Here is a 16959-nt window from a genome sequence, read left to right as displayed (position 1 = left end):
CTTAAAGGTTTTCGATCTGGTGTTTCAGTCGTTTGCTTTGTCCTGCCAGGGTCCGGACCTGCCCGGCGAAATGGCGCTCGGACAGATACAGGCCCTTGTGAAAATCGGCGTAGAACTGCTGGGAAACCTGCAGAAACTCCAGCGCTTGATGCATGCCGATGGCGCTGCCCACCACCTGCTCGGTACTGGCGAGGGTGTGCTGGAACTCTTTCTCGATGTGGTTATCCAGGGCGATGTTCATCGCCAGGGTGGTGATCAAGCCACCGATCAGGCTGCCCACCAGCGCCCCGGGCGGGCCGCCGATGGCCCCCACAGTGGCGCCGACCGACGCGCCGACCACGCCCGCGCCGGTCTGGAACAGGTTCTTGCCGGTGCGGGTTTCCATTTCCTGCGCGCTCATCTTGCCGGCCGAGAACAGCACCAGGCACCGCACCAGGTCGACCGCGCACACTGCCGCACCGGCGACGCCGCCGTTGGCCAGGCTGCGCTTGAACAGAGTGCCCGTGAACAGGCCGGGCATGGAACGCGCGGCAATACTCACGCTGGCATTGGCCACGCCGGCCTTCAGGGCGCTGTCGCCAGCGGCGATCACGGTGTTCTCAAGGATCCGCAGGGTGGCTTGCTCCGCCGTGATATGGCCGTCCTTGAACTGTTTGATGTACTGGAAGGTGTTAATGCTGCCGGCGATCACCGTGGTGATGACCGCCGCCGAGCCAGCGGCGCGCAGGCTTTGCTGCACTGTTGCCTTGTTCAGGTAGCCAGTCTGCAAGTTGTCGTGCAGCTCCTGGCCGGTCTTGCTCGCGGTGCCCAGGTGCTCGGCCTCACGCTTGCTCAAAGAAGTGGACTGCACGCCATCGACGTCCAGTTGCCCGCTGGTGTTGTCCCGGACCTTCTCCGCAGCCCGGGACACTTCCGGCCGGGTCTGCTGATTTTTCAAGACGTCGCGCTCGGCCGAGAGGCGCACGCCTTCGATCTGGTCCGAGGGACCGAGGAACAGGTCACTGTCCTTGTAGGCGTGCACGCCGTCCTTTGTGGAACGTAACGCCTTCTGCGTCGCCTCGGCATTCTTGAAGTACTTGAGCTGCGCGCCTAGCAACTGGTCGTCACCGCGCATGACCACGATGTCGTGGGTCATGTCGTTGCGGCCCAGCGGCGTGTTGGCGAAGTTGTCGGTGAAGGCGCGCACGTCCTTATCCTTCAGGATCGCGTCGAGATTGAATGACTCGGCGTGCCAAGTCTCCGCCGCGAAGCCGCCCTTGATCGCGGCGTTTTGCGCGGTGGACGAAACCTTGGCGAGGATGCTGTTGGCCTGGCCGATTTCCGCAAGCATGCGCCCGGCCTTGTCCGCGGCTTGCACGGTCCAGATCGGGCACAGGCTGACGGACTGCTCAAGCGCGCGTTGGCGTTCTTTATCCATGGGTATTCCTCAGGCTGATTTCCTGGATAGCGGTGTCCGCTGAAAGGGGTTGCCGGCCGTCGAGGCCAGGCATCTGGTAAAGCGCGTGCATGCTGTGCAGGCGCTGGGCGATCTCATCGACCCAGACCTGTGGTGCGTGGACACGAATGTTGTCGTTCAGGCCAAAAATCCACCACAGCGTGTCGCGATCCTGGGGCACCCAGGCGCGCAGGCGCTTCCACGCTTGTCCGGGAATAACCTCGAGGGACTGTCGCGCACTGAGCGGGGTTTCTTCGAGCAGCACGGCGATCTGCGCGCTGACATCGGCGATCAGCTCCACCTGCGTCTCGGCCTGCCGGTGGCTGAAGATCCCGGTGGCGATGTAGTCGTCGACATCGAACTGGCCGTGCAACGGCGACCGGACGTCGACCACCGAGACCTGCTGCATGCGATGCAGGGCGAACTGGCGCACGTCGTCGTAACCATCTACCGAGGCCAGCAGGTAACTGATGGAGTGCCGCGAAACCAAGCCCGCCGGGTGCAGGCGAAACTGCTTGAGTTCGCACTTGCTACGGCTGCGGTAGGCCACGTCGAGCGGTCGACGCTCGAGCAAAGCCTGGGACACTTGGGCCCAGGTTCTCGGGGTGATAGCGGCCGGGAGCAGGATCTTGCCGTTAGGCACCGCACGCACCCGCCGCGACCAGTCGGCCAGGCCGTTGTGGCCAAGGTCACCGAGGAAATTGCGGGCCCTGCGAAACTGCGGGCCGAGTTGGTCGAGCACGGTCTGCGGTAGCAAGGTGTTCAGGTAGCTTTCCGACAGGTACAGGGCAAGCGCCGTCGAAGCGTCCATGTCCTGCAGCTGTAACGGCGCGTCCTTGGTGAAGCTCCAGCGGAACGGCACCTCGCTGTCGTTGCACTGCAGCGAGAACGGGATGGACAGCCGGTTGAGATCGCGCTGGATCGAGCGCAACGTCACCGAAAAGCCCTTGTCGCGCAGCTTTTCCAGCAAGGTCGTGGTGGCGATGCGCTGCGGTTCGGTAGGGATAAGGCGCAACAAGGCAAACAGCCTGAGCAGTGTGTCTTTAGCCTGGGACATCAAGACTTCCTTGTACTCTTAGCGACCGCTACAGCGGCCGGGCATTGCAGTAGATCCGATTCAGCAGCATGGCATTCTGCCATAACTGCGCGATGATTCCACCGCGAATTCATCCTCCCGTCCATGACGGCAGCCCGTCAGGAGTCTGCCCGCTGGCGTTGCTCGCGCTTGAGGTCTGTGTATTCGGCGTAGAGCTCGTAGCCCTTTTTAAGCACTACGCAGAGTCCAATGAAAGCAAACAGGTTTTTCATGGTGAGGTTCTCGCTGGCGTTTGACCCCATCTTCCAGCATCGGGCGACAAACCGTGTCGCCTGTTCAGCCGGGGTGGCCAAGGCGACGGCGACAGGTGGTCGTATGCAACGATGCCGAGGGTTTGGCAGGACACTGCATCAGGGCATCCAGGTGCGCCCCTACCTCGCGAAGCGCCTTCGACAAGTCGATTCTCAGCGTGTTTGATTGATGACTCATCACAGCCAATCTCCAGATATTTCCAGCCTTGGTTAGCCGATTGCCGGCCTAAAGTAATTTACTCACCGATCACGAAGTATCGAGAGACCAGCCTAGCATTTGCTATTTCTAGGCTGTGGGGCGTCAGCCGCCGGGCTAACCCCTTTTGGGCGACAGCGCACACGCGGCGATCCAGGAAGGATGACTACTCGTGTACCGGCGGCGACTGGGGGCAACACTGGGGGCAAGACCAAATATTTTTGGCCTCTGACCACCGTCCTAGAGCAATGTCAAAATGTTCTTTGGCGATCCGGATAGTCTGTAGCCGGACCTACTTGCCACCCGTCACATCCAGAAAAGTCCCGGTGACAAACGAAGCATCCGCGCTGGCCAGCCACAAGATGGCCCGCGCCACCTCTTCCGGCTGACCGCCCCGGCCCATCGGGATCGACTCCTTCACGCGATCCACCCGCCCCGGTTCGCCGCCGCTGGCGTGCATATCGGTATAGATGTGCCCCGGGCGAATGCAGTTGACCCGAATTCCCTCGCGCGCAACTTCCTTGGCAAAGCCGATGGTGAAAGTTTCCAGCGCGCCTTTCGATGCTGCGTAGTCGACGTATTCATTCGGGCTACCCAGGCGCGCCGAGGCAGAAGAAACGTTGATCACTGCGCCACCTGTGCCGCCGTGCCGGTAAGCCATGCGCTTCACCGCCTGCTGCGCGCACAGGATCGGCCCAAGCGCATTGACTGCGAAGATGCGCTGCATGCGTTCGAATCTCAGGTCCTCCATGCGTGACTGCTTCGCCAGCACGCCAGCGTTATTGACCAGAACGTCGATACGCCCGAATGTACGATCAATGGCCGAGAACAGCTCAGCGACCTGCTCAGGGTCAGCGCTGTCAGCACGCACCGCCAGCGCCTTTCGCCCCAACGCTTCGATATCCGCCACCACCGCCATCGCGGCAGACTCGTTGGCAACGTAGCTGATGGCAACGTCATAGCCTTGCGCGGCGGCGAGTCGGGCGGTGGCGGCGCCGACTCCGCGACTGCCGCCGGTGATCAGAATCAGCGGTGCTTGCGAGACTTTATCCATGCGACGTTCTCCTGAGCAGTTGGCCTATGTCAGCCGATGATGATGGCGCCGCTGGCGATGACCACGCATGCCAGCATCCTGCGGACGGTGAGCTTTTCACCGAGGAACAAATAGCCGAGCAATGCCGCGAACAGCACGCTGGTTTCACGCAGGGCCGACACCGCGCCCAGTGGCGCTTCGTTCATCGCGTAGATAACAATTGCGTAAGCCAGTAAGGAAACCAGCCCGCCTACCACTGCGGCGAGCATGCCGGGCCGCACGGAAAACAGACTGCGAGCATCGCGCAGGCCGATATACACCAATGGCATCAACACACCCCACAGGGCGCTCATCCACACCGTGTACGCGAGCGGCGCACCGGAAAGCCTGGCGCCAATGCCATCGACGACGCTGTAGGCGGCGATGAAACAACCGGTACCCAGCGCATATGGCAGGCTCGGCACCGACAGGCTGCGCCCTCGGAACGCCAACGAGATGATCCCCCCGGACACCAGACCAATGCCGAGCAGTTCGCCGGGGGTTATGGTTTCGCCGGCAAACAGCGCGGCGCCGAGGGTGATCAGCGCTGGCGACGACCCACGGGAAATCGGATAGATCTGCCCTAGATCGCCGACCCGATAGCTGCGTACCAGAAACAGGTTGTAGCCGACATGCAGCAGTGCCGAGAGCAGCGCGTAACCCCAGCTCTCAGGTGCAGGCGGGGCCATGAAAGAGGCGGCGATGGCGCAGACGATGGCGATGGCCACGCACATCATCGTCATCGACCAGAGCCGATCGGCGCCACCGCGCAGCAGCGCGTTCCAGCTGGCGTGCAGGAGCGCGGCGAACAGAACGAGGAGTACGAGATGGATTGGCATGCAGCATTCTAGGCATCCCTGGCATTGGCCTTACAGTGAAGTCTCCTCATTACACCGTGAGCAATTACTCATACTTCAGCGCTGTGCGCTCTGCACCTTCAACGCTTCACTGAGCAACCATTGACGAAATCTGAGGATGTGCGGCTGGGCTTCGATGCCTTTGGGACAGACGAAATAATAAGCAAGCGGCGAAGTGAACGGCACATCGAACAGCCTCACCAGACGGCCGTCGGCAATTTCATTTTCGACATGGCCGCTGCGCACCAACGCCACTCCCTGGCCGAGCAACGCAGCTTCCACCGTCATGTTGGTGTCGCCAAACCTGACGCCTTCGCGCAGCGGTAAAAACTCCAGCCCGACGGACTGAAACCACACCTCCCATTTCGGCGCCAACTCGGCGCCGTCGCGAATGAGTAACGGCATCTGCAGCAACTCGGCGGGACTGCCCGGCCTGCCGACGCGCTGCAGCAGTTCGGGACTGGCCACGGGAAACACCTGCTCACCGAACAGGAACTCCGAATACAGACCGGGATAATTGCCTTTGCCCAAGCGAATGGCGACATCGGCTTCGCCGCTGGCGAAATGGATGATCGTGTCCGTGGTATCCAGCGACACCAACAACTCCGGGTGCAGGCGCGACAGATTCGGCAAGCGTGGCAGCAGCCACTTCAAGGCAAACGAATAAGTGGTGCTGACGGTCAGGCGAACCCTGTCCTTTTGCTCGCGCAGATCCTCCAGCGTTGCTTCAAGGCTGATGAAAAACTCGCGCACGATCGGCGCCAGCGTCGCCCCCGCTGTTGTAAGGCGCAACGCCTTGCCGCGCTCGAACAATTGCAAGCCCCAAAGTTCTTCAAGGTGCCGGAGCTGATGACTGACGGCGCTCTGGGTCACGTGCAACTCTTGAGCGGCAGCGGTGAACGTCGGGTGTCGGGTGGCCACTTCAAAAGCCCGCAGGGTCGCGGTCGGGGGCAGGTCGCGCATAAAAATGATCCGGGGACGATAAATGTCAGAGCATGAGGTTGCGCTCATGTTAGAGCGAAACTCCCTTGGTTGCCCGTTCCGCGATATTGGCGTATTGCTCCGGCAAGTGGGCGAGGTGCTGGTAACAGCGAGGTATTTAATCGCCGGATAATCCTCCGCGCGCAGCGTCGGTCGCAATCATTGCAGATCAAGCAACACAGAATTGCCTTCAGGCCGATTGTTAGCCCCCTAACGAAAAGTGCATGCTAGAGGGCTGCCTCGGCGCTTATATCATTCCGAATGATAGTTACCTTTGCTTCATTCGATTCGTGCCATCACACCCGCGCCGAGCATCATCCGCCCATCTTCAATACTTCGGCGGATTGCATCCATGGAACAATCACTCAAACATTTGCGCTTCCCGTTGGCCATGCTGGCCGTACTGGTGATGAGCGCTTGCGGCAAAACTCCGGAGACTGCCGGCGCCCCGCCCGCTGCCAAAGTCAGCGTAGCCAAGGTGCTGGAACAACCGGTCAACGAGTGGGACGAATTTACCGGGCGCCTCGAAGCGCCGGAAACCGTTGAAATCCGCCCACGGGTATCGGGCCAGATCGATCAGGTCGCGTTCACCGAAGGCGCGCTGGTCAAGAAAGGCGACCTGCTGTTCCAGATCGATCCGCGTCCGTTCCAGGCCGAGGTACGCCGCCTCGAAGCTCTGGTTGCTCAAGCCCGCGCCACCGCCACTCGCAGCGAAAACGAAGCCGCTCGCGGTGAACGTCTGCGTACCAGCAACGCCATTTCCGCTGAACTGGCCGACTCGCGCACCAGCGCTGCCCAAGAGGCCCGCGCCGCCGTCGGTGCTCTGCAGGCACAATTGGACCTGGCCAAACTGAATCTGAGCTTCACCCGCGTGACCGCACCGATCAGCGGCCGCGTCAGCCGCGCCGAAATCACTGCCGGCAACCTGGTGACCGCCGACACCACCGCACTGACCAGCGTCGTCTCCACCGACAAGGTCTACGCCTATTTCGACGCCGACGAACGCGTATTCCTCAAATACACCCAACTGGCCCGCAACGGCCAGCGTGGCGCCACTACGCCGGTTTACATGGGCCTGTCCAACGAAGACGGCAACCCGCACCTCGGCCAGATGAACTTCGTCGACAACCAGGTCAATCCGAAAACCGGCACCATCCGTGGTCGCGCAGTCTTCGACAACGCTGACGGCACCTACACCCCGGGCCTGTACGCACGGCTGAAACTGGTCGGCAGCGGCACCTACAACGCCATGCTGATCAATGACGAAGCCGTGGGCACTGACCTGGGCAAGAAGTTCGTGCTGGTAATGGATGGCGACAACAAGACCGCCTACCGCGCCGTCGAACTCGGTCCGAAGATCGAAGGCCTGCGCATCGTCCGCAACGGTCTGAACAAGGACGACACCATCATCGTCAAGGGCTTGCAACGAGTTCGTCCTGGCTCACCGGTCACCCCCGAGGTGATTCCGATGGCCAGCGAGCAGACCCTCGCCGCCCTCGCTCAACAACGTCAAGCGCTGGAAGCCAGCAACCTGCCCAAAGTTGCCCCTGCCAAGGGCGCATCGGGTTCGGCTGCGAAGCTGGCCGCCACGACCCCACGCGGTTAAGGGACGACAACTCCGATGAATTTTTCCCAATTCTTCATTTCCCGGCCGATCTTCGCAGCGGTACTGTCGCTGTTGATCCTGATCGCCGGTGCGATCTCGCTGTTCCAGTTGCCGATCAGCGAATACCCGGAAGTCGTGCCGCCGACCGTGGTCGTGCGCGCCAACTTCCCGGGCGCCAACCCCAAAGTCATCGGTGAAACCGTGGCCGCTCCGCTGGAGCAGGCCATCACCGGCGTCGAGAACATGCTGTACATGTCCTCGCAATCGACCGCCGACGGCAAGATCACCCTGACCATCACCTTCGCCCTGGGCACTGACCTGGACAACGCGCAGGTGCAGGTGCAGAACCGGGTAACCCGGACCGAGCCAAAGCTTCCCGAGGAAGTAACGCGCATCGGTATCACCGTCGACAAGGCATCGCCCGACCTGACCATGGTTGTGCACTTGACCTCACCGGACAAGCGCTACGACATGCTGTACCTGTCCAACTACGCGATCCTCAACATCAAGGATGAGCTTGCTCGCCTCGGTGGTGTCGGTGACGTGCAGTTGTTCGGTATGGGCGACTACTCGCTGCGCGTCTGGCTTGACCCGAACAAGACCGCTTCGCGCAATCTGACCGCGACCGATGTGGTGACCGCGATTCGCGAGCAGAACCGTCAGGTCGCCGCCGGTCAACTGGGCGCGCCCCCTGCCCCGACCGCGCAAAGTTTCCAGCTGTCGGTCAACACCCAAGGCCGTCTGGTCTCCGAAGAAGAGTTCGAGAATATCGTCATTCGCGCAGGCGACGACGGTGAGATCACTCGCCTGAAGGACATCGCACGCATTGAACTGGGTTCCAGCCAATACGCCTTGCGCTCGCTGCTGAACAATCAGCCGGCTGTAGCGATTCCGATCTTCCAGCGTCCCGGTTCCAACGCCATCGACATTTCCAACGAAGTGCGCGGCAAGATGGAAGAGCTGAAGAAAGGCTTCCCGCAGGGCATGGACTACAGCATCGTGTATGACCCGACGATCTTCGTTCGTGGCTCGATCGAGGCGGTGGTGCACACCCTGTTCGAAGCGCTGATCCTCGTGGTGCTGGTGGTGATTCTGTTCCTGCAGACCTGGCGCGCCTCGATCATCCCGTTGGTGGCGGTGCCGGTATCGTTGATCGGTACGTTTGCGGTCATGCACCTGTTCGGTTTCTCGCTCAACGCCCTGTCGCTGTTTGGCCTGGTACTGGCCATCGGTATCGTGGTGGATGACGCCATCGTCGTGGTGGAAAACGTCGAACGGAACATCGAACTCGGCCTGACGCCGGTCGAAGCGACCAAGCGCGCCATGCGGGAAGTGACCGGGCCGATCGTGGCCACCGCACTGGTGCTGTGTGCGGTGTTCATTCCAGCGGCGTTCATTTCCGGCCTCACCGGGCAGTTCTACAAACAGTTCGCACTGACCATCGCTATCTCGACAGTGATCTCGGCGTTCAACTCGCTGACCCTGTCGCCAGCGCTGGCCGCTGTGTTGCTGAAAAGCCACGACGCGCCGAAAGACCGCTTCTCGAAAGTGCTCGACAAGATCTTCGGCGGCTGGCTGTTCCGTCCGTTCAACCGTTTCTTCGACCGTGCCAGTCATGGCTACGTCGGCACCGTGCGCCGGGTTATCCGTAGCAGCGGCATCGCCCTGCTCGTATATGCAGGCCTGATGGTACTGACCTTCTTCGGTTTCTCCAGCACGCCGACCGGTTTCGTACCCGGCCAGGACAAGCAATACCTGGTGGCCTTCGCGCAATTGCCGGATGCCGCGAGCCTGGATCGCACCGAAGACGTGATCAAGCGTATGTCCGACCTCGCGCTGAAACAGCCGGGCGTGGAAAGCGCCGTAGCGTTCCCGGGCCTGTCGATCAACGGTTTCACCAACAGCCCGAACGCCGGCATCGTCTTCGTGACGCTGAAACCGTTCGACGAGCGTAAAGACCCGAGCATGTCCGCCGGCGCGATTGCCGGCGCCTTGAACGGCCAGTACGCGAACATTCAGGAAGCGTACATGGCGATCTTCCCGCCACCGCCGGTACAAGGTCTGGGCACCATTGGTGGTTTCCGCCTGCAAATCGAAGACCGGGGCAACCTGGGCTACGACGAGCTGTACAAAGAAACCATGAACATCATCAACAAAAGCCACAACGTGCCGGAACTGGCCGGTCTGTTCACCAGCTACACGGTGAACGTGCCGCAGGTCGATGCCGCCATCGACCGTGAAAAAGCCAAGACCCACGGCGTGGCCGTCAGCGATATCTTCGACACCCTGCAGATCTATTTGGGTTCGCTGTATGCCAACGACTTCAACCGCTTCGGGCGCACCTATCAGGTCAACGTTCAGGCTGAACAGCAGTTCCGTCTTGAGTCCGACCAGATCGGTCAGCTGAAAGTACGCAACAACAAAGGCGAAATGATCCCGCTGGCGACCTTCATCAAGGTCAGCGACACCTCGGGACCGGATCGGGTGATGCACTACAACGGCTTCATCACCGCTGAAATCAACGGTGCCGCAGCCCCGGGCTACAGCTCTGGCCAGGCGGAAAAAGCCATCGAGAAACTGCTCAAGGAAGAACTTCCGAACGGCATGACCTATGAGTGGACCGACCTGACCTACCAGCAGATTCTGTCCGGCAACACCGCGCTGTTCGTGTTCCCGCTCTGCGTACTGCTGGCGTTCCTGGTACTCGCCGCCCAATACGAAAGCTGGAGCCTGCCACTGGCGGTGATCCTGATCGTACCGATGACGCTGCTGTCGGCCATCACCGGTGTGATCATTTCCGGCGGTGACAACAACATCTTCACCCAGATCGGCTTGATCGTACTGGTGGGACTTGCCTGTAAAAACGCGATTCTGATCGTCGAGTTCGCCAAGGATAAACAGGAAGAAGGCCTCGACCCGCTCGCAGCGGTGCTGGAAGCCTGCCGCCTGCGTCTGCGGCCGATCCTGATGACCTCCTTCGCGTTCATCATGGGTGTGGTGCCACTGGTGTTCTCCAGCGGCGCCGGTGCCGAAATGCGTCACGCCATGGGTGTGGCGGTGTTCTCCGGGATGCTCGGGGTGACCTTCTTCGGTCTGTTGCTGACGCCAGTGTTCTACGTGCTGATCCGTAACTTTGTCGAACGCGGCGAGCAGCGCAAAGCAGCCAAGGCGCACACTCTTCAAAAGCCACTGGAGGCGCAACAATGAGTCTGAAAGTCTTCCTGCCGAGTCTGCTGGTGCTGGCCCTCAGCGCCTGCGCGGTCGGCCCCGACTACAAGACCCCAGCCACGGAGGCGGCCAACATCACGACCGCCACCGACGGCGCCGCAGGGCAAAAGAACTTCGACCGTTCGAAATTCGAAGGCATCTGGTGGCAGCAATTCGACGATCCGACACTCAACCAGTTGGTGACGCAATCGCTGCAAGGCAACCGTGAACTGCGCGTGGCGTTCGCCCGCTGGAAAGCCGCTCGGGCGATCCGCGACGACGCCAGCAATGACGCGATGCCGACCATCACCAGCCGCGCCAGCAGCGACTTGGGCAAGGGCCAGATTCCCGGCCAGACCACCGACCGGGTCAATAGCGAACGCTATGACCTCGGTCTGGACATGGCCTGGGAGCTCGACCTGTTCGGCCGCATCCAGCGCAATCTGGAAGCCAGCGATGCCGACCAGCAGGCCGCCGAAGCCGATCTGTACCAACTGCAAGTCACCATGATTGCCGAACTGGTCGACGCCTACGGTCAACTGCGCGGCGCCCAGCTGCGGGAAAAAATCGCCGTGGCCAACCTCAACAACCAGCAGGAGTCGCGCAAGATCACCATCAGCCTGCGTGACGCCGGTGTCGGTGATCAGCTTGATGTCGAGCGCGCCGATGCGCGTCTGGCCAACGTCGAAGCCACCGTCCCACAGTTGCAGGCGGAACAGGTTCGGCAGAAAAACCGTATCGCTACCCTGCTCGGTGAGCGCCCGGACAAACTGACCGTCGACCTGAGCCCGAAAGATCTGCCGGCCATCGCCAAGGCGTTGCCGATCGGTGATCCGGGTGAACTGCTGCAACGTCGTCCGGACATCCTCAGCGCCGAACGGCAACTGGCCTCGGCCACTGCGCGAATCGGCGTGGCCAAGGCCGACCTGTTCCCACGGGTCAGCCTCAGCGGCTTCCTCGGCTGGACCGCCGGGCGTGGTTCGCAGATCGGTTCCTCGGCAGCCAATGCCTGGGCGCTCGGCCCGAGCATCACTTGGGCTGCGTTTGACCTCGGCAGCGTCCGCGCCCGTTTGCGCGGTGCCGATGCTGACGCCGAAGGCGCGCTGGCTAACTACGAGCAACAGGTGCTGCTGGCGCTGGAAGAATCGGAAAATGCCTTCAGCGATTACGGCAAGCGTCAGCAACGTTTGATCTCGCTGATCCGTCAGAGCGAATCGAGTCGCAAGGCCGCTGATCTGGCAGAAATCCGTTATCGCGAAGGCACCACCGATTTCCTCGTCCTGCTCGACGCTCAACGTGAGCGCCTGAACGCCGAAGACAGTCAGGCCCAGGCCGAAGTCGAGCTGTATCGCGGCATCGTCGCGATCTACAAGGCCCTCGGCGGTGGCTGGCAACCGGAGACAGTCGCCAGCAAGTAAAGGTTGTTAAAGAGCTCCTTTGGTTGGCCGCAACCAACCAAATTTTTTGCCCCGCGTATCATTCGGTCGCGGGGTTTTTTTATGCCTGTTTGCAGCACTGGGATTTTTTGTGGGAGCGAGCCTGCTCGCGAAAGCGTCAGGTCAGACATATCAGCGGTGGCTGATACTCTGCCTTCGCGAGCAGGCTCGCTCCCACAATGGATCAGCGGTGATCCTCCAGGACGGTGACAGTGGCGGTTGTACCGGCGCGCAGGCGATTCTTGCCGGCAAAGTCACCATCAATCCCAATGCGCACCGGCACCCGTTGCGCGAGCTTCACCCAGGTGTAACTCGGGTTGATGTTTGCCAGCAATCGGCTGCCGGGCGCGTTTTCGCGGTCGGCGATGGCGAAGGCGATGCTTTCCACTGTGCCGCCGAAGCGCTCACCACTCATCAATTGAATGCGTACCCGATCACCCTCCGCGATTCGCGGCAGCTTGGTTTCTTCGAAATAGCCGCTGACGTAGAACGAATCACTGTCGACCAACGCCAGCAGTGCCCCGCCCGCCTGTGCGTAATCACCCTGGCGGGTAAGCAGGTTGGTCACGTAACCGCTCACTGGCGATTCGACGCGGGTGCGCTGCAAGTCCAGTTCAGCCTGGGTCAGCGCGGCAATTGCCAGTTGCACATTGGCCTCGGCCAAGCCGAGGTTAGCCTGATTGCGCAACAGATCCGCCTGGGCAACCGCTACGTCGGTACTGGCCTTCTCCCATTCTTCACCGGAAATCGCGAAGCCCTGCTTCAGCGTCCGGCGCCGGCGCTCCTCGCTCTGACGTTGTTTGAGCAACGCTTCACTGGCGACGATTGCCGCTTGCGATTGCCCCAGCGAGGCCTTGGATACTTCCACCGAGCGTCGGGCATGCTCGACCGCCAGTTGATAGCGCGCCGGATCGATCTCCAGCAACAATTGACCTTTGTCGACATGCTGGTTGTCCTGCACCGCCAGTTTGACGATACGCCCCGAAACATCCGCCGACAGCGTCACCACGTCCGCCCTCACCCGGGCATCCCGAGTCCACGGTGCGCGGGTGTAATACTCCCAGGCGAACCAGCCGAGGATGATCGCCAGGATCACCACTGCCACGGTCATCATTCGTGCAACTAGTGCTTTCAAGACATCAGGCTCCCATCAACAGAATCAGCGTGGCGCAGACACAGGCGTACAGGGCGCCTTCGAACAGCGCTTCATGCCAGACCAGGCGCAGTACGCCCAGGCGGCGCAAGCACCAGTCCAGCAACATGAAAATCGGGATCGCCAGTAACAGAGCCTGGGCAATCGGCGGCAGATAAACCCCGCCAATTTCGAAATCAATGGGCAAGTTGCGGTTCTCCTTCCAGACCTTGAGGTTGCAAATATTCGCCGTGGCGCTCGAGGAACGACACCACAATCAGCAGCGCCACACGCATGCGAAAAACCGACCATAAATGTTCATGACTGGCGGCGTGCAACTCGTCCAGCTCATCTCCGAGTTGGTGCAACGTCGCCAGCAGCGCCGGGAGCTGCACATCAGCGCGTCCGGCAACCAGGCGACCGGTCTTGCGTAACGCTGATGCCAGGCGCTGGCTGAACGCATCGGTGAGTAACGCGTTGTTCTGCGCCTGCTGCCTCAGCTGATGCATGGCCACGCCCAGGGCTACGCAAGCCAGGCTGATTTCATACAAGCGTTGCATGGCGCGATCGTTTGCCGCTGGCAGCAGGCCGAGCATGCTGGTCAGGCGATCGGTCATCCGACTCTCGAAGGCGAATTGTTGTTCATCGGTGGCCGGCATTTTGCTCAGTTGGTACACCTGCTCCCGCGCTTCGCCGTACAGGCGCCGGATACGCAAGGCCGGGCGGAACGGGAAGATCAGCGCATAAACGATCAGGGCCAGCATCGCTGCACTGACGTAGGCGCCGGCGAATTCGAACCATTGGATCGCCGTATTCTGCCCAGTGCCGGTGTTTTGCGGCCCGAGCATGAGAAAACTCGACAGCCCAAGGCCCATGCCGATACCGGCGGTGGCCGGACTGGAAATGCCCACGGCAATGGCATACAGCAGCGGCGCCAGCAGCAAGGCCAGCAGCTCGAAATCACTGATCGCGGGCACCAGCATGAATTGATAGAACGCCGACACCACCAGCGCCAGACCCAAACCTCGCGCATAGCTTTGCGCAGCCATGAGCGGACGCGGAAAAGTCGCCATCAGCGAGCAGAGAATCCCCACCAGAATCATTCCGCCGCGCGCGCCATCCCACGCCGTTTCGATCCAGATCAATCCGCTGACCAACAGCGCGGTAAAGGCGCGAATGGCGTTCATCGAGGCCAGGGTGAAATCCAGATGCAACGGACTGCTCTGGCCGCGATAGAGGCAACTGGCCGGGCGCCCTTCCTGAATGGCGTCGCTCAGTTCGAGAATCTGCTCCAGTTGCTGCAGCAGGCGCGCCTGCTCCCAACGCAGCGCCCAGGCCAGTGAACGCAGGGTCGCGCTCATGTTCTCGGTCTGCTGCTCGGCCTTGTACGCCAACGCTTCGAATTGTTGCTGCAAGGTGACGAAACGTTGCCGGTCCGCGCCAGACAGCGCGCGGCCCTGTTGCGCCAGTTGCTCAAGCAACGCCAGTTCCTCGGCCCGCAGCTGCTGCACCTCCAGCGGCAGATCGCCCTCCCAGCGTTCGATGAGCAATTCGCGCTGATGCCGTAGCGCGGTCAGTCGCGAGGTCAGCAGCATCAGTTGATTGCCGAGCAGCAACACCAGATTGTCGGCATCGCGCAAACGTGGGGCATCGAAATACAAATGGCGCCGCAACCCCTCCAGTGCGCTGATCTCGCCGAGCAGTTGCATCTGCCGACGCTGAAAATCGGCTTCGCTTTCTTCCGTGCGAAGCACTTCGGCGGCGTGGCTGGCGGCCAGTTTGATCACCTGATCGATTTTGGCGAAATAACCTTTGGCCACTGCTTCAGGCCGGGCTGTGAGCAGGCTCACCACGCACACGCAGGCAACGGCCAGCAGGGTTTCAGTGACGCGGGTGACCGCTAGCAAAAACGTGCCTTCCTGATCCGGGATTGCCAGCAAGGCCACCACCACTGCGGTGTAGCCACTGAGCACGAACGCCTGGGAACTGGTGTAGCGCAGCAAGGTGCCGCCCGCGGTGCACAGCGCCAGCCACAACGCCAATGTCGTGATGAACGGCAGCGGCGCCTGAGGGAAAATCGCCATGATCAGCACCGCCACCGCGGCACCCACGGTGGTGCCGACCACTTGGCCGAAACTGCGCGCCAGTGCCATCCCTGCCAATGGCTGACTGACAATCACAACAGCCATGATCGACCACTTCGGTTGTTCGAGATCGAAAATGAACGCCAGATATAGGGTCAACAGCCCGGCGGCGATGGTCCGCAGGGCAAACAGCAGAACAGCCTGACCGGGATGGATCAAAGCCTTGAAATAAGCGAACAGCGCTGGCATGGGCACACTCTTTAAAACGACTTCTGCAAGCGTAGACATTGCAGCAAAAGCCTGACGGATTTCACAGTCGACACGTGTTGTAGGACGATTCGCCGGCAACGGTTTGACTCCCGCGCCAAGCTGAACGAAGCTTGCCGCTCTGCTCAAGTTCGAAGCTTTCGGAAACCCCGCATGACTCAGTCTCGCCGCAACCTGCTGATCGGCCTAGGCCTCGTACTGATCCTCGGCGTCGTCTGGCTGTCATGGCGCAGCAGCACACCGACCATCCCCGATGCTATCAAACATGGCTACAGCGAAGCGCTGAACGCCGCGCGCACTGGTGAACCCGGAGCGGCGCGCCAGTTGTACCAGCAATTGGGCCGCCCGGACATCTCGGTCAAACGCCGGGTCTGGCTGCACGGCGAGCTGCCCAACTACCCCAGCCCGCAGGCCTTGAAACTGGCTGACATCGACCTGCATCACGAAGCGCCGCAAGTGCGCGTCGCCGCGATCAAAAGCATCGTCGGTCTGGTGCCCGGCGGGCAACGCAGTCTGCTGCTCGGACCGTTGCTCGACGACGCAGAACAAACCGTGCGGTTCGCCGCGATCAATGCCCTGCTCGGCCTGAGCCCGGATGAATTGGGTTTGTACTTCGCACCGCTGCAGCAGGCTATTGATGGCTGGCAGCAGACACTGGAAAGCCAGCCGGAAAGCGCCGCCAACTATGCGCAACTGGCCCGTCTTTATATCCACAACGCCGAATACAAACAGGCCCAACAGGCGTTGGACAATACCTTGCGTCTGGAACCGGGCAACCTGGCGGCGCTGGTCATGCAGATCGATGTGCTTGACCGCCAGGGCCAGAGCGATGCCGCTCGCCAGTTGCTCGCACGTCAACTCAAGGCGCAGCCTGATTCCGCCTATCTGCAACATGCCCTCGGCCTGTGGCTGCTGCACCACGGCCAGCGCGAATATGCCCTGCTCGGCCTGTCCAAAGCCGTCGAGCTGGAGCCGGACAACAAGGATTATCGCTACGACCTCGCCACCACCCTGCACAGCGCGGAAGAACTGGAAGCGGCGCAAAAACAGCTGCAGGAAATCGTCCAGCGCCACCCCGCCGACCGCAAGGCACGGGTGTTGCTGATCAACTACTGGAAGGAAAGCGGACAACTGCAGAATGTGCAGATCCTGTTGGCGCAACTGGAGCAGCTGAATCCGGACGACCCGGCCCTGCAACAAGGTCTTTAATCCAGTCAGGGCGGACTCAATTGGCCGCCCGTCCAAGAAAAAGCGGAACCGTGAACACGCCGTGAGGTCAAGTTACTCAGGCGGCTCACTCTAGCCAGCCGCCGGATTACCCTAGTCATAAGAGGGCGTT

12 protein-coding genes are annotated in these 16959 nt (G+C 61.2%); 4 read left to right on the top strand and 8 right to left on the bottom strand.

Features of this window, described 5'->3' with window-relative positions; genetic code table 11:
• Position 1: 1 nt before the first annotated feature.
• From AB4N48_RS10095 to gcvA, 5 genes are all read right to left on the bottom strand, one after another.
• Positions 2-1417 carry a hypothetical protein gene (locus AB4N48_RS10095; protein WP_460095320.1) on the bottom strand — a complete coding sequence of 472 codons (1416 nt, stop codon included), beginning with the start codon at positions 1415-1417 and terminating at the stop codon, positions 2-4.
• Positions 1410-2492 carry a helix-turn-helix transcriptional regulator gene (locus AB4N48_RS10090; RefSeq protein ID WP_122738737.1) on the bottom strand — a complete coding sequence of 361 codons (1083 nt, stop codon included), beginning with the start codon at positions 2490-2492 and terminating at the stop codon, positions 1410-1412. The genes AB4N48_RS10095 and AB4N48_RS10090 overlap by 8 nt, the downstream gene beginning before the upstream one ends.
• A gap of 778 nt (positions 2493-3270) precedes the next feature.
• A complete protein-coding gene (locus AB4N48_RS10085; protein WP_252867677.1) occupies positions 3271-4032 on the bottom strand; it encodes an SDR family oxidoreductase in 762 nt (253 codons plus the stop codon).
• Positions 4033-4061: 29 nt separating this feature from the next.
• On the bottom strand, positions 4062-4889 hold the full coding sequence (locus AB4N48_RS10080) for a DMT family transporter (protein WP_252876373.1): 828 nt from the start codon (positions 4887-4889) through the stop codon (positions 4062-4064).
• A gap of 75 nt (positions 4890-4964) precedes the next feature.
• Positions 4965-5870 (bottom strand): transcriptional regulator GcvA, encoded by a 906-nt coding sequence (gcvA, locus tag AB4N48_RS10075; protein ID WP_252886271.1) that lies wholly within the window; start codon positions 5868-5870, stop codon positions 4965-4967.
• Positions 5871-6240: 370 nt separating this feature from the next.
• Between gcvA and mexE the strand changes: the two genes are divergently transcribed.
• From mexE to AB4N48_RS10060, 3 genes are read left to right on the top strand one after another with little or no spacing between them, the layout of a single operon-like run.
• Positions 6241-7494, top strand: a complete 1254-nt coding sequence (mexE, locus tag AB4N48_RS10070) for a multidrug efflux RND transporter periplasmic adaptor subunit MexE (protein WP_039761553.1) — start codon at positions 6241-6243, stop codon at positions 7492-7494.
• 15 nt (positions 7495-7509) lie between these two features.
• Positions 7510-10701, top strand: coding sequence for an efflux RND transporter permease subunit (locus tag AB4N48_RS10065; protein ID WP_041480270.1), 3192 nt, complete (start codon positions 7510-7512; stop codon positions 10699-10701).
• On the top strand, positions 10698-12119 hold the full coding sequence (locus AB4N48_RS10060) for an efflux transporter outer membrane subunit (protein WP_150635171.1): 1422 nt from the start codon (positions 10698-10700) through the stop codon (positions 12117-12119). The genes AB4N48_RS10065 and AB4N48_RS10060 overlap by 4 nt, the downstream gene beginning before the upstream one ends.
• Positions 12120-12321: 202 nt before the next feature.
• Here the strand turns inward: AB4N48_RS10060 and AB4N48_RS10055 are convergent, their stop codons facing one another.
• From AB4N48_RS10055 to AB4N48_RS10045, 3 genes are read right to left on the bottom strand one after another with little or no spacing between them, the layout of a single operon-like run.
• Positions 12322-13251: a biotin/lipoyl-binding protein gene (locus AB4N48_RS10055; RefSeq protein WP_375123771.1), complete on the bottom strand. Its 930-nt coding sequence runs from the start codon at positions 13249-13251 to the stop codon at positions 12322-12324.
• A gap of 25 nt (positions 13252-13276) precedes the next feature.
• A complete protein-coding gene (locus AB4N48_RS10050; RefSeq protein WP_016774855.1) occupies positions 13277-13477 on the bottom strand; it encodes a DUF1656 domain-containing protein in 201 nt (66 codons plus the stop codon).
• On the bottom strand, positions 13467-15602 hold the full coding sequence (locus AB4N48_RS10045; protein WP_460095318.1) for an FUSC family protein: 2136 nt from the start codon (positions 15600-15602) through the stop codon (positions 13467-13469). The genes AB4N48_RS10050 and AB4N48_RS10045 overlap by 11 nt, the downstream gene beginning before the upstream one ends.
• A gap of 171 nt (positions 15603-15773) precedes the next feature.
• Between AB4N48_RS10045 and AB4N48_RS10040 the strand changes: the two genes are divergently transcribed.
• On the top strand, positions 15774-16829 hold the full coding sequence (locus AB4N48_RS10040) for a tetratricopeptide repeat protein (RefSeq protein WP_252882100.1): 1056 nt from the start codon (positions 15774-15776) through the stop codon (positions 16827-16829).
• Positions 16830-16959 lie beyond the last annotated feature (130 nt).

It is taken from the genome of Pseudomonas sp. S2_C11 (assembly GCF_054668395.1).
This window is presented reverse-complemented; position numbering and strand designations above follow the sequence as displayed.

What these genes read in the sequence shown, in the direction of transcription:
- AB4N48_RS10090 (WP_122738737.1), bottom strand. Translation starts at nt 2,492, where the DNA reads ATGTCCCAGGCTAAAGACACACTGCTCAGGCTGTTTGCCTTGTTGCGC.
- AB4N48_RS10045 (WP_460095318.1), bottom strand. Translation starts at nt 15,602, where the DNA reads ATGCCAGCGCTGTTCGCTTATTTCAAGGCTTTGATCCATCCCGGTCAG.
- gcvA (WP_252886271.1), bottom strand. Translation starts at nt 5,870, where the DNA reads ATGCGCGACCTGCCCCCGACCGCGACCCTGCGGGCTTTTGAAGTGGCC.
- AB4N48_RS10065 (WP_041480270.1), top strand. Translation starts at nt 7,510, where the DNA reads ATGAATTTTTCCCAATTCTTCATTTCCCGGCCGATCTTCGCAGCGGTA.
- AB4N48_RS10085 (WP_252867677.1), bottom strand. Translation starts at nt 4,032, where the DNA reads ATGGATAAAGTCTCGCAAGCACCGCTGATTCTGATCACCGGCGGCAGT.
- AB4N48_RS10080 (WP_252876373.1), bottom strand. Translation starts at nt 4,889, where the DNA reads ATGCCAATCCATCTCGTACTCCTCGTTCTGTTCGCCGCGCTCCTGCAC.
- AB4N48_RS10095 (WP_460095320.1), bottom strand. Translation starts at nt 1,417, where the DNA reads ATGGATAAAGAACGCCAACGCGCGCTTGAGCAGTCCGTCAGCCTGTGC.
- AB4N48_RS10060 (WP_150635171.1), top strand. Translation starts at nt 10,698, where the DNA reads ATGAGTCTGAAAGTCTTCCTGCCGAGTCTGCTGGTGCTGGCCCTCAGC.
- AB4N48_RS10040 (WP_252882100.1), top strand. Translation starts at nt 15,774, where the DNA reads ATGACTCAGTCTCGCCGCAACCTGCTGATCGGCCTAGGCCTCGTACTG.
- AB4N48_RS10055 (WP_375123771.1), bottom strand. Translation starts at nt 13,251, where the DNA reads ATGATGACCGTGGCAGTGGTGATCCTGGCGATCATCCTCGGCTGGTTC.
- mexE (WP_039761553.1), top strand. Translation starts at nt 6,241, where the DNA reads ATGGAACAATCACTCAAACATTTGCGCTTCCCGTTGGCCATGCTGGCC.